Below are 12,869 nucleotides of genomic sequence, written 5' to 3'. Positions count from 1 at the left end.
GATTTGTCTACTCTTGTCTTAACTTGTCGCTACTTATCGAACTGCCGACACGAAAACCAGAACACTCACAAAAACAGAGACCTGGAGTTTACTTAGCGGTCAGCGATAGGCTCGCATCTGCCCTTCTCTGCGACAAGCCCGAATTGGTACTATGAGCCCCAACCGGACCTTAACTGCACTTTGAGTTTTTGCTCGCGCAGAAGGCTCTAAACCACGCAAACCGGACCTTCCCACGCGCTTCTCAGATGGCAGGGCAGCGGGACCAAGCGCCATTTCGCTGCAAAAGGCTTCAAAGTCCGGTGAAGACGTATCAAGACCACCGTGCCCGGCACCTGGGGTGGAAACCGGTCATTCGCTGTAATCGAAAAACTCTCTTTGATTGTGACAGGTTTCGGGTTCCGAGCAGAAATTGAAACAAACTACAGGGCTATGGGAAGCTGAAGCGTGACGCTTGCTCCTTTTTCGACTTGGTTGATCGCGGCCACTCCTCCGTGGCGCTTCGCTACAGCTGAGACAATCGACAACCCTAAACCGCTGCCTTCGGAATATTCCAGCTGCGAAAATCGACTGAAAACGGCTTCGCTTTGTTCGGGTGAAAGGCCGGTTCCGTCATCGGATACGGTAAGCTTTACGTTCTCGCCATCAGAACGCAGCGCGACTGAAATTTGGCTCAACTTAGTCCCACCGTGCTTAACTGCGTTGTCCAGCAGGTTTTTGATGGCCTCAGTTAAAAAAACCTGATCTCCTGAAACCGGAATTGTCGAGTCCGGCATCGTAACATCAAACTCGATCCCTTTTGCGAGGATCTGTACACCCATGTCAGCGCAGGCTTCTTCCACAACCGCACGGAAATCAATCTTGTCCATCTGATCCTGATGCGTAGGTTGCCGCAACCGCTCCAACGATAATAGCTGCTCGGCCACCGTGGCGGAGTTTTTCGCTGCCGACACAAGCTCGATAATCCGTTTGTCCTTGTCCTCATCCGATTTTGCGTCCCGCAACGCCTCGGCCATGGACTGGACCGCTGCCGCCGGATTTCGCAGCTGATGCGCGGCTTCTGAGATAAACACCTGATGGGCGTTGATGCTGTGCTCGACCTGTCCAAACAGCCGGTTCAAGGTCTGAACAATGCCATGAACCTCGACCGGGACCGGGCGTTTGATTTCGCTCAGGTCGTCAGGTGAGCGTAGGTCGATCGCATCCTGCAAATCCAGCAAGGGCCGCAGCCCTCGCGCGACGCCGAACCACACGACAACAGCAAGGGTGGCCAGCAGGATACCCATCAGGATCGCGGCGCGGATCGACAGTTCGTTGGCAAAGGCGTTGCGATCCGCAACGCGTTGCCAAGCTGTTACTGTCGCATCGCCCACAAGGTTATCAAGTGTGACGCGCTCGGTCATTTTCAGTACGCGCACCGGCTCATCCCGATAGATCGCCTCGAAAAACCTCGGCTGGTACGCGTCTTGCTCAGACGGGTTTGCAGCGGCCGGAGGGTATGCATACCCTGTGACGTAGATGCCACCGGGTCCGGTCACGTGATAAAAAATCTCTCCGCCCGATGCGTCGCGGATCAAGCTGCGCGTGGTGGGCGACAGGGCATCGCCTTCTGACACCGCCACATCGCGAGAAATGGCCAGACCGGCGGACAATAGGCTGTCGTCAAAAAGCTCCTGTGCCGTTTGTTGAGCAACCGTGTAGCGCCAGTATCCAAGCAGGATTGCGAGCAGCACCAATGGCGTCAGGATCAGAATGAAAAGCCTGAGCCTGAGTGAGCCGTGCCGGATCACTTCTGCACCTCTAGCAGATATCCAAGGCCACGGGCGGTCTTGATCCGGATGCCAAGGTTCTGAAGGCGTTTTCGCAGTCGTGACACATGCGGCTCGACGGCCGAATCGTCGACATCGGCTCCCACGCCGTAGACGTAGTCGATCAACTGACTTTTGGGGACGATCCTGCCGCGACGTTCCAGCAGGCATTCAAGCACAGCCATTTCCCGACGCGGCACATCGAGAACTTGGCCCTTTGCGCTCACCTGCCGGGCGGTGCGGTCGAATTCCAGGTCTCCGATCGTTTCGCGCGCACCGTAATCCAGTTGTTTGCGGCGGGACAGGGCACGGATGCGGGCCTCGAGTTCATCCATCTCGAAGGGTTTCACTAAGTAATCGTCGGCGCCCATATCCAGACCCGAAACGCGGTCGCTGGTCTCGGTGCGCGCGGTCAGCAGGATGACGGGCGCGCTGTCACCCCGGTTGCGAAGGGACCGCAAAATCTCAAGCCCAGACCGACCCGGCAGGTTGATGTCCAGAACGATCAGATCTGCGCCTTCTTGCTCCAGATACAAATCGGCCGCGCCGCCATCTGTCAGCACGTCAGCGGCATGGCCCCGATCCCGCAGGCGATAGGCAATGGCGTTGGCAAGGGTCTCATTATCCTCGACGATGACGATCCGCATCAGGTCTCCCGCAAGTTTCGCGCAAGGTTGGCGCCCCATGATTGCCAGATGGGAGGGGGAATCAACCCCGCAGTTCTAATTGCAATCACGGTGGCGCGGAGGGCGCCGACGTGGTTGTCTGGTCAACAGGGAGGAACCAATGGCCATTTCCAACTTCACTCGTCGTGCCGTCGTGGGGCTGATCGCCGCTGCCGGATTCGCTGCACCTGCCGCTGCCGAGGTCGATTTCTCGGGCAAGACCATCGAATGGGTCATTCCGTTCTCGGAAACGGGCGGGTCGGCTAAATGGGCCAACTTCTTCGCGCCACTATTATCCGAGGCATTGCCCGGTCAGCCGACTGTGGTGGTCAAGTTCATGCCGGGCGCGGGATCAACCAAAGGCGCGAACTGGTTTCAGGAAAAAAGCCATGATGACGGTACCCTGTTGTTTGGCACGTCCGGGTCTACTCAGTTCCCGTATCTGCTGAGCGATCCCCGCGTACGCTATGAATACAACGATTGGATTCCGGTAATGGCATCTGGAACGGGTGGTGTTGCGTATCTGAACGCCGAGGACGGAGCCAAGTTTGACGGCTCTGCCAATGCGCTGAAGGACACCAATTTCATCTACGGCTCGCAGGGTGCAACCCGTTTGGACCTTGTGCCTCTGCTGGCCTGGCAGATGTTGGGTATGAATGTGGAACCGGTATTTGGGATCAAAGGCCGCGGGGATGGTCGGCTGATGTTTGAACGTGGTGAAGCCAATATCGATTACCAGACGTCCTCGGGCTATCTGGGTGGTTCGGTCCCGCTGGTCGAAGCCGGTCAGGCCGTTCCCATGATGACTTGGGGCGCATTGGATGCTGATGGCAATATCGTTCGTGACCCGACCTTCCCGGGCATTCCGACTTTCAAGGAGGTCTGCGAGGCCACCGATGGCTGCGAAACCAGTGGTGAGGCATGGGACGCATGGAAAGCCTTCTTCGTGGCAGGTTTCCCGGTTCAAAAGCTGGCCTTCCTGCCCGGTGACACGCCGCAAGAGGTCGTCGACGCCTATACCGCAGCGTTTCAAGCAGTGACCGAGCGGGGTGATTTTGCTGATATCTCCTCGAAGCACGTCGGCAAGTATCCGGTGTTCGTCGGCGACGGCTCGAAATCTGCTCTGCAGACGGCGACCAATGTGGATGACAATGCCAAGCAATACGTCCTGAACTGGCTGAAAGAGGCCTACGGCGTCGAGCTGAACTAAGCTGACACGTCGTCGCGCCCAACGAAGGGCGCGCGTTTCTCTACATACAAAACAGTTTATGAAAGGCGGCCGCTATGGAGGTTTTCGCCACCGCTCTACCTGCGCTTGGTGACGCGTGGGGTTTGATCCTGCAACCCATCGTTCTGGGGTATCTCATTCTCGGCGTCGTCATGGGGCTGGCTGTGGGCGTCTTTCCGGGGCTTGGCGGTATTGCCGGTCTGTCCCTGCTGTTGCCTTTCATGTTCGGAATGGACCCGATCCTTGGTCTGGCGCTGATGATCGGGATGGTCGCGGTGGTGCCGACCTCGGACACGTTTGCGTCCGTCTTGATGGGCATCCCCGGCAGTTCTGCTTCGCAGGCCACCGTGCTGGACGGCTTTCCGATGGCGAAAAAGGGCGAGGCTGCACGGGCCTTGTCAGCAGCCTTTTCCTCGTCCCTATTCGGAGGGCTCGTCGGCGCGACCTTCCTGACCATGTTCATACTTATCGCGCGACCCATCGTTCTGGCCTTCGGCCTGCCCGAGATGTTGATGATCACAATTCTCGGCCTGTCGATGGTCGCCATTTTGGCCGGGCGGATCCCGCTGAAAGGAGTCGCCGCCGCCGGTCTGGGCCTGATGGTCGGCACGATTGGTGAGGCGGATGCAGGCGGTTCGCTGCGCATGGCAACTTACGACATTCCTTATCTGACGGACGGTTTGAAGCTGGTCATCGTTGGCCTGGGTATCTTTGCGGTGCCCGAGATCGTATCGCTGCTGCGTCAAGATCGGTCGATTGCCAACGGGGCCTCACTGGGCGCCGGTTGGCTGGACGGCGTCAAAGACTGGTTCGCAAATATATGGCTGTCGGTGCGTTGTTCGATCATTGGCGTGATTGTTGGAGTCATTCCCGGCCTCGGCGGCTCGGTTGTCGACTGGATCGCCTACGGTCACTCGGTGCAATCCACCAAGGACAAGAGCAATTTCGGCAAAGGCGAAGTGCGCGGCGTCATCGGCCCGGAAAGCTCGAACAACGCCAAAGAGGGTGGAGGGCTGGTGCCAACTCTGCTGTTTGGCATCCCTGGTTCAGGCTCGATGGCGATCTTCATCGGCGCGGTGGCTTTGCTGGGGTCAGGCGATATCGAGGTCGGTCCGAGCATGCTCAAGGACAATCTCGACATCACCTATTCGATCGTCTGGCTGCTGGCGTTGGCCAACGTCGTCGGGACCATCCTGTGCATCGCGGCATCGGGCGGGATCGCCAAGCTGACCACGATCCGCTTCACCTATCTGGCGCCGTTCCTGTTCATGTTGATCAGCTTTGCGGCGTTCCAATCCGGCCAAAACTTCGAAGACTTGCTGGCCCTGTTCGTGATCGGCCTGATCGGCATCTTTTTACGCCGTTTCGACTGGTCGCGCCCGGCCTTCCTGATCGGTTTCGTTCTGTCGAACCCGGTTGAGAAGTTCACCAATCAGGCGTTCCAGATCGCCTCATTCCGGTTCCGCAAAAGCTTTGGCGAGGGGATGGAATATGTCTTCAGCCCTATCGTCATCGTGCTGATCGTGGTCACGGTTGTTTCGGTCATTCTGGGTATCCGGCAGGCCAAGATGATCATGGCCGAGGGTGATGTTCAGGCCGGTACCAAACGCGCGCCGCTTATCTTTCTGCTGGTGATCATGGCCTATCTGATCGTCGCATTGGTCAACGCCAACATGATCCCCGACTACAATATGACCGACAAGATCATCCCGCTGGTTATCGGCAGCGTCTCGCTATTCTGTTGCGTGATCCTTCTGATCCAGATGATGCGACGTCCCGAAGGCGACGTGATCTTTTCCGACAAGGAAATCGCCGGTGAAGACGCCAGCGCACCCCACGGTCTGTGGTCCACTCTGGCGTGGTTCGCCAGTATGATCGCGGCCACGTGGGTGGTGGGCTTCATCCTCGCCCTGATAGGGTTCCTGATCGCCTTTCTCCGTATCCGCGCCGGGTCCAGCTGGCAGATGACTCTGATCCTGACCGCCTGCGGCATCGGGTTCATGTGCCTGATGGCGGGCGCTCTGAACCGCGATTTCCCGCCAGGTCTGTTGCAGGACATGGTCAGCCTGCCCTGGCCGTTGAAGTGAGGGGTTCAAAATGACTCAAACCGCAATCCCTTATATCTTGATGCGTGGCGGCACGTCGAAAGGCCCGTATTTCCGCCGCTCGGATTTGCCTGAGGATCTGGACGCGCTGGCCGAGGTGCTGATCGCCGCTCTTGGGTCCGGGCAGTCGCTGAACATCGACGGCATCGGCGGCGGCGCGGCGGTGACCACAAAGGTCGCGATGCTGTCGGTCGGCGAGGATGACTGGGCCGATATCGACTATTTCTTCGCGCAGGTCTCGGTCGAGGACAAGCTGGTCGATTTCAAACCCACTTGCGGCAATATCCTGTCTGGCGTTGCCCCTGCTGCCATCGAGATGGGCTTGTTCAAACCGCAGGGTGATGAAACTGAAGTTCGCATTCGGGCCGTCAACACTGGGGCTCGGATCGTGGCCAAGGTGAATACACCCGGGGGCGAATTGACCTATGAGGGTGATGCGGAGATCGCCGGCGTTCCCGGTCATTCAGCGCCGGTGCAGTTGAGTTTCATGGGCGTGGTGGGCTCGGCCACCGGAGCGTTCCTGCCTACGGGCAACCTGCGCGATGCAGTTCAGGGCGTCGAACTGACCTGCATGGATGTCGCTATGCCGATGGCTATCGCCCGCGCCACAGACTTCAGATTGACGGGCTATGAGAGCGCCAATGAGCTGGACGCAAACCGCGCGTTCTTTGACCGGATGGAGGCCGTTAGGATCGAAGCAGGGCAGCGGATGGGTATGGGGGATGTGTCCAAATCGGTCACCCCTAAGTTCGGCCTTGTTGCTCCGGCCAGAGAAGGCGGAACGCTCGCAGTGCGGTATTTCATGCCGTGGAAAACCCACCCGACCATGGCGGTCACCGGCGCGCAATGCATGGCGTCTTGCGCTTTGACTCCCGGAACCGTCGCCGACGGTTTGCTGGATCGCCCCACGAACAGCCCGGCTGAAGTCGTTCTGGAACACGCCTCGGGCAATATCGACGTGTTGGTGGATTTTTCCACCACCGACGGGTTCACAGTGAACGCGGCGGGTTTGGTGCGGACCGCGCGCAAGTTGGCGGACGGGCATGTTTATGTGCCTGAGTCTGTTTGGAACGGGAGTTGATCAAGTGCAACCCAAATAGTATACTATTGTATACATAGTGGGAGGGACACGATGGACAACTACTCGGAATGCCTCGATATCGCGCGTCAGGAACTCATGTTGGCGCAGTTGGCCCTACGGCGGGACATCGCGGACTACCCGACACCGATTGCTGGCTGCGATGAGCAGTTCAACCATCTGCTGGATCAAAGCGAACGGGTCCGCAATGCACTTTCCGCTCTCAACACATGTCATTTTGTGCCGACGCCAAGAAAACTGAACACCGAGCAGGGTATAGAAAGCCGATGAAGGTCCACATTCTTGATGACTGGTTTGACACGCTGCGTGGCCTGCCTTGTTTTGAGAAACTCACCGGTCATGAGGTGACGTTATGGACGGATCATGTCGAAGAAACTGACACTCTGGCCGAACGACTGCATGACGCGGAGGTGCTTGTCCTGTTCCGCGAACGTACCAAAGTCACCCGCGCTTTGCTGGAGAAATTACCAAACCTGAAACTTATCAGCCAGCGCAGCGTTTATCCGCATGTCGATGTCGAAGCCTGTACAGATCAAGACGTGCTGCTGTGCTCAAACATGCACGGCGGAACGCCGTCTTATGCTGCAGCTGAACTTACTTGGGCGCTAATCATGGTCGGGATGCGGGATTTGCCCGCACAAATGGCCTCGGTCAAAGCAGGGCACTGGCAGGCGGGCGTGGGCAAGACGCTGCGGGGGCGTCAGTTGGGGCTCTATGGCTATGGCCGCATTGCTCGCGCCATTGCAAGTTATGCCGAGGCCTTTGGGATGAATGTGGTCTGGTGGTCATCCGTAGAAGGCCGGGCGCGTGCGCAGGCGGATGGCGCACAGGTCGCGCCCAGCCGTGAAGCGTTCTTTGGCAGCAGCGATGTTGTCTCGGTCCATGTGCGCTTGAAACCGGATACGCGCGGGATCATCACCGCATCGGATTTCGCACAGATGCAGCCGGAGGCGCTGTTTGTGAACACCTCGCGAGCCGGGCTGATCGCACCTGGTGCTTTGCTTGAGGCGCTGAACGTCGGTCGCCCCGGCAAAGCGGCGATTGATGTGTTTGATTCCGAGCCACTGATTGATCCGACCGACCCGCTTTTGTCACATCCCAACCTGATCGCGACCCCACATATCGGCTTTGTCACTGAAGACGAGTTCGACCTGCAATTCGCGGATATTTTCGATCAGGTGAACGCCTATGCCGAAGGCGCTCCGATCCACATGATCAACCCCGAGGTTTGGACCAACGCAGAATAAGATTTGCGGCGATGGGCGCACCGATGATCACCAGCACGATCCTTGTCAGATGGTGGGTGATCACAAAGCCCAAATCCGCGCCCGAGACGATGGCCAGCACCGTCATCTCTGCCTGCCCACCGGGCGCGAAGGCCAGAAACGCCTCGACAGGTTGGCCCAGTCCCAAGGTGGTGACAACGGCGGTGAAAGCGGCTGCCAGGACGGCAAGGACAATGACATAGGCGAAGCCCGCTGCCACTACCCGGCGTAGTTCGACCCATGTGACACCTACGAATTTCACACCAATTCCGCAGCCAATGAAAAACTGCGCTGCAAGTATGGCCTCGCGAGGCGGTCGGGTATGAATGAAGTCGCCCAGTGACAAGGCGGCCGTAAGGATCATTGGCCCCAGGATTGACGCCCCGAACAGGCCGATCCGCTCCCCGCCTTTCCAGCCGATAATGGCGGACAGAACCATCAGCGCCAATTCATGTATTGGCAGGTTGTGCGCGGGCTCGCCAATCGGATTGGTGAGTTGGGCATCATAGAGCACGGTGAGGAACAAGGGGGCCAACGTCACGATGATCAGCACGCGCGTACCGTGGATCAAGGACAAGGTACGCGGATTGGCCCCCGCCTCAGTGCCAAAGATGATCATGTCTTGCAAACCGCCCGGCATGGCTGCGTAGAAAGCCGTTGTGGAGTCAAAGCCCCAGAATTTGCGAAAGAATGGCACACCTACCAGCGCGATTAGCAGGATGAAGAACGGGATCAGCGCAATTGACGCGGCCATTTTTGGCAATTCAGCAAACAGAGCCGGCGTAATCGATGCCCCTACCGCCACGCCCAGTATAGTGCGGGCGGCAACCGAGACCTTTCCAAAGCCTTCCATCGGTGCGTGCGCAAGAGCTGCAATCAAACATGCGCTCATTGGCCCGAACAGAAAAGGTAGCGGCAGGTTTAGCGCCCAAAATACCCCAGTGCCCGACACCGCCAGGCCGAGCGTGACGGCCCGTTTCGTCAGAAGAGAGGGGGTATCGGTTTGGCTGTGCAAGGTAAGCGTTCCAGCTTCGTTGACTTATAATGTATCCATGTGTATACAACTGGACGCAAGATGACAAGAGAGCCTGCGATGACCCTTCAGGACGACCCGTTACAACCTGGCCCACAAGGCAATTCTGCGTATCAGCGCCTGCTGTGCGAGATTCGCGAGGGCACTCTTTTGCCCGGCGACCGGCTGCGCGAGATTGAGCTCTCGGAACGGTTGGGCGTCAGCCGTACCCCGGTGCGCGAGGCGATAAGGCAGTTGGAAGCCGACGGGCTGGTCACACATGTGCCACGGCAAGGTGCCACCGTGCGCAGCCTGGATTACGCTGAGGTCATGGAACTCTATGAGATGCGCGCGGTGCTTGAAGGGACAGCGGCCCGTCTGGCAACCCGCGCGGCATCGGATGTTGAACTGGATGAGCTTGAGGTTCTGAATGACCGGCTGGCAGAAGCAGGCACCGGCCCGGACGCGGCGCGGATCAACAGGGTCTTTCACGCAACACTTCTGGATGCGACCAAGAACCGGTTTCTGGCAAAATCCATGCTCTCCTTGCAAAAGGCGCTGTTGATCCTGGGGCCTTCGCAATTGCTGGATAGCGACCGCGCCGAGGCCGCAGTGGCCGAGCATCGGCGCATCATGGCGGCTTTGAAGGCCCGCGATGGCGCAGCGGCCGAGACAGAGATGCGCGCGCATATTCAGGCTGCGCAGCGGATGCGCATCCGCGCGTTGCAGGACCGCGACCGCTCAATCGACGAAAGCCAGTAGGTAGACAGGATATGGCCACCCCAAAGGAAGCTTACGATATCGCTGTGATCGGTGGCGGCAATGCGGCTCTCTGCGCTGCGATGACTGCAGCCGAGGCAGGCGCCCGTGTTCTGATCCTTGAAACGGCGCCAAAACCTTATCGCGGCGGAAACTCACGCCATACGCGCAATTTTCGCTGCATGCATTCGGGCCCGTTGGGTCCGCTCGTCGAGGCGTATAGCGAAGACGAATACCTCTCGGATCTGCTGAAAGTCACCGGTGGAAAAACCGATGAACATCTTGCCCGGTTGGCGATCCGCACGTCGGAAGAATGCCTTCCCTGGATGCAAGAACACGGGGTCCGGTTTCAGCCGTCGCTTTCCGGCACATTGTCATTGGCACAGACCAATGCGTTTTTCATGGGGGGCGGCAAATCTCTGGTGAATGCCTATTACCGCACGGCGGCAGGTTTGGGTGTAGATGTGCTGTACGAAGCCGCCGTCACGCATTTGGAACTGAATGGTGATCGGATCGAGTGGGTCGACTATAGCTATGAAGGCCAGTCTCATCGCATCGCGCCCAAGGCGGTCATCGTTGCCTCCGGCGGCTTTCAGGCCGACACGGATTGGCTCACCCGAGCCTGGGGTGAACCTGCCAAGAACTTCCTGATCCGGGGAACGCCTTACAACCGAGGCGTTGTCCTGTCTGATCTGCTGGACCAAGGAGTAGAAAGCGTTGGCGACCCGACCCAATGCCACGCCGTTGCCATCGACGGGCGCGCGCCGAAATTCGACGGCGGCATCGTCACCCGTCTGGACTGCGTTCCGTTTTCCATCGTCGTGAACAAACATGCCGAGCGGTTCTATGACGAGGGCGAAGACGTCTGGCCCAAACGCTACGCGATCTGGGGCCGTTTGGTGGCGGCGCAGCCGGATCAGGTGGGATATGCCATCATCGACGCCAAATCGCTGAACCTGTTCATGCCGTCCGTGTTCCCTCCGCTAAAGGCGGACACGTTGGACGAATTGGCCGGGATGATGGACCTGCCCGCGGAGAAACTGAAAGCAACCGTCAGCGCATTCAACGCCGCCTGCGGTGACACCAGCGGGTTTCATCCGACCGAACTGGACGGGGTGGCGACCTCGGGCCTGATCCCGCCCAAGACCAACTGGGCGCGCCCAATTACCGAACCGCCGTTTTACGGCTACTCGATGCGGACCGGCGTGACCTTTACCTATCTTGGGTTGAAGGTTGACGAGACAGCCCAGTGCTCGACCCCAAGCGGCAAGATCAAAAACCTTTGGGCGGCCGGGGAAACGATGGCCGGGTCCATCCTTGGGCAAGGCTATCTGGCGGGCTTTGGCATGACCATCGGAACTGTCTTTGGACGCATCGCAGGACGAGAGGCCGCCGCTTATGCAAACTGATCTTATTCAGGAAGCCCGCCGCCAGGCCGAGATCTGCAACGCCTGCCGCTATTGCGAGGGTTATTGCTCGGTCTTCCCGTCGCTGCGCGCAGCGCGCGCGTTCTCGGATGGGGACATCACGCAATTGGCCAACCTGTGCCACAACTGCCGGGGCTGTTACTACGCCTGTCAGTACACCGCCCCGCACGCGTTTGACCTGAACCTGCCCAAGGCGCTGGCTGAAGTGCGGCGCGACAGTTGGGAAAGCTTCGCCTGGCCGCAGCCGCTGGCACGCCGGTTCCACACCCATGGCGGAGCCATCGCCCTGGCGTTGGTGGTCGGATTTGCCCTGTTGTTCTGGGCGACCCGCGCCATCGGTTCCAGTGGAGGCGAAGGGTTTTATGCCGTCCTGCCCCACAACGCGATGGTCGCGATCTTTGCGCCTGCATTCCTGCTTCCTCTGTTCAGTATCGCCTTCAGCCTGAGGCGCTATTGGGCAGAGGTTGGTGGCAAACCGATCCAGATGTCTGATCTGACGGTTGCGCTCAAACGCGCGGGCAAGATGCAGGATCTGGCCGCAGGCCATGGCGAGGGTTGTAACTTCGAGGACGAAGACCGGTTCAGTCAGGGCCGACGTCACATCCACCACGCTGTTATGTATGGTTTTCTGCTGTGCTTTGCGTCGACCTCGGTGGCGACGATCATGCACTATGTCTTCGGAATGTACGCGCCTTACGGGTTCTGGTCGTTGCCGAAACTGTTCGGGATTTCCGGGGGGCTTCTGCTGACGGTGGGGTGCGGTGCGATGGCGCTGCTCAAGCTAAAGTCAGACCGAGACCTCGGCGATCCGTCGGCCTGGGGCGGGGATATCGGCTTCATCCTGTTGCTCGGGTTTGTGGGGCTCAGCGGGCTGGTTCTTTACGCCCTCGGTTCAACACCTCTGATGCCCGCACTGCTGGCCATCCACCTCGGATCGGTCCTGACCTTCTTCCTGCTGACGCCCTACACAAAAATGGCACACGGCTTCTATCGGCTTGCGGCGCTGGTCCGAGACGCACAACGAAAAAGAGATGCGTCCATGGTCCGTTAACAGCCCGTCGCGTCTGAGTGAGCAGAAAGAACATGCAATAGGATCAAATATGATTGTGAAGAACTCTGCGTTGCGGCACTTCGAGTGGCGGTCAACGTCCGGAATGGGCCGTCCATTGTAGGACCAACGGCAGCGACGCACGCTTCGCACGTATTTGGGCCGACCGCAGCAATTTGCACTCTGGGCTCTTCGCGGTCATTGGGTCAGTTGCAGCATTCTACCCATCGAGAACCACAAACCCAAACAGGGACGGCCCTTACCAACCATTCATCGTGTCAGACTACGCCGCAGCGCGGCTTCACCAGACCGGCCATTCGCTGCGATCGCATAACCGACGACCGCTCGAACATACGGTCTGCGGAGATAGTGTTGAAGAAGTCGACGTTTGAACTGCCGGTTGGCGAAGCCGAAAGCAGTCGATTTATTCCTCTCAGCCTGTTGGTTCTGGTTGCG

Annotated in this window: 12 protein-coding genes; 8 read left to right on the top strand and 4 right to left on the bottom strand. The window is 58.7% G+C overall.

All coding sequences use genetic code 11. The features are described from left to right. Positions 1–419 precede the first annotated feature (419 nt). The gene (locus ACR0M3_RS15955; protein ID WP_480911654.1) at positions 420–1,787 is read right to left on the bottom strand and encodes a sensor histidine kinase; all 1,368 of its coding nucleotides are present in this window, start codon (positions 1,785–1,787) and stop codon (positions 420–422) included. Further along, a complete protein-coding gene (locus tag ACR0M3_RS15950) occupies positions 1,784–2,452 on the bottom strand; it encodes a response regulator transcription factor (protein ID WP_480505559.1) in 669 nt (222 codons plus the stop codon). The genes ACR0M3_RS15955 and ACR0M3_RS15950 overlap by 4 nt, the downstream gene beginning before the upstream one ends. A gap of 139 nt (positions 2,453–2,591) precedes the next feature. On the opposite strand from ACR0M3_RS15950, the gene ACR0M3_RS15945 reads away from it, so the two are divergent. The 5 genes from ACR0M3_RS15945 to ACR0M3_RS15925 all read left to right on the top strand — a co-directional run bounded on the left by ACR0M3_RS15945 (position 2,592) and on the right by ACR0M3_RS15925 (position 8,149). Continuing rightward, positions 2,592–3,680 carry a tricarboxylate transporter gene (locus tag ACR0M3_RS15945; RefSeq protein WP_480505561.1) on the top strand — a complete coding sequence of 363 codons (1,089 nt, stop codon included), beginning with the start codon at positions 2,592–2,594 and terminating at the stop codon, positions 3,678–3,680. Positions 3,681–3,754: 74 nt separating this feature from the next. Beyond that, positions 3,755–5,785 (top strand): tripartite tricarboxylate transporter permease, encoded by a 2,031-nt coding sequence (locus tag ACR0M3_RS15940; protein WP_480623715.1) that lies wholly within the window; start codon positions 3,755–3,757, stop codon positions 5,783–5,785. A 10-nt stretch (positions 5,786–5,795) separates the two neighbouring features. Continuing rightward, positions 5,796–6,884 carry a 4-oxalomesaconate tautomerase gene (locus ACR0M3_RS15935; protein ID WP_480623714.1) on the top strand — a complete coding sequence of 363 codons (1,089 nt, stop codon included), beginning with the start codon at positions 5,796–5,798 and terminating at the stop codon, positions 6,882–6,884. Positions 6,885–6,935: 51 nt separating this feature from the next. Next, entirely contained in the window at positions 6,936–7,172 is a 237-nt protein-coding gene (locus tag ACR0M3_RS15930; protein ID WP_480623713.1) for a hypothetical protein, read from the top strand. After that, the gene (locus ACR0M3_RS15925) at positions 7,169–8,149 is read left to right on the top strand and encodes a D-2-hydroxyacid dehydrogenase family protein (protein ID WP_480554978.1); all 981 of its coding nucleotides are present in this window, start codon (positions 7,169–7,171) and stop codon (positions 8,147–8,149) included. Before ACR0M3_RS15930 ends, ACR0M3_RS15925 begins: the two co-directional genes overlap by 4 nt. On the opposite strand, the gene ACR0M3_RS15920 is transcribed toward ACR0M3_RS15925, so the two are convergent. Beyond that, on the bottom strand, positions 8,118–9,182 hold the full coding sequence (locus ACR0M3_RS15920) for an AbrB family transcriptional regulator (RefSeq protein WP_480773492.1): 1,065 nt from the start codon (positions 9,180–9,182) through the stop codon (positions 8,118–8,120). The two genes, ACR0M3_RS15925 and ACR0M3_RS15920, sit on opposite strands and share 32 nt — an antisense overlap. A gap of 78 nt (positions 9,183–9,260) precedes the next feature. On the opposite strand from ACR0M3_RS15920, the gene ACR0M3_RS15915 reads away from it, so the two are divergent. From ACR0M3_RS15915 to tcuB, 3 genes are read left to right on the top strand one after another with little or no spacing between them, the layout of a single operon-like run. After that, positions 9,261–9,941, top strand: a complete 681-nt coding sequence (locus tag ACR0M3_RS15915) for a GntR family transcriptional regulator (protein WP_480505573.1) — start codon at positions 9,261–9,263, stop codon at positions 9,939–9,941. Positions 9,942–9,952: 11 nt separating this feature from the next. Then, on the top strand, positions 9,953–11,347 hold the full coding sequence (tcuA, locus tag ACR0M3_RS15910) for an FAD-dependent tricarballylate dehydrogenase TcuA (RefSeq protein ID WP_480911651.1): 1,395 nt from the start codon (positions 9,953–9,955) through the stop codon (positions 11,345–11,347). Further along, positions 11,337–12,416: a tricarballylate utilization 4Fe-4S protein TcuB gene (tcuB, locus tag ACR0M3_RS15905; RefSeq protein ID WP_480911649.1), complete on the top strand. Its 1,080-nt coding sequence runs from the start codon at positions 11,337–11,339 to the stop codon at positions 12,414–12,416. Before tcuA ends, tcuB begins: the two co-directional genes overlap by 11 nt. A gap of 267 nt (positions 12,417–12,683) precedes the next feature. Here the strand turns inward: tcuB and ACR0M3_RS15900 are convergent. After that, positions 12,684–12,869: hypothetical protein (locus ACR0M3_RS15900; protein ID WP_480911648.1), on the bottom strand; the 186-nt coding region annotated here is incomplete at its 5' end.

The sequence above is a fragment of the Ruegeria sp. O5 genome (assembly GCF_056535105.1).
The sequence above is the reverse complement of the archived record's forward strand: the minus strand, read 5'-3'. Positions and strand labels throughout refer to the sequence as shown.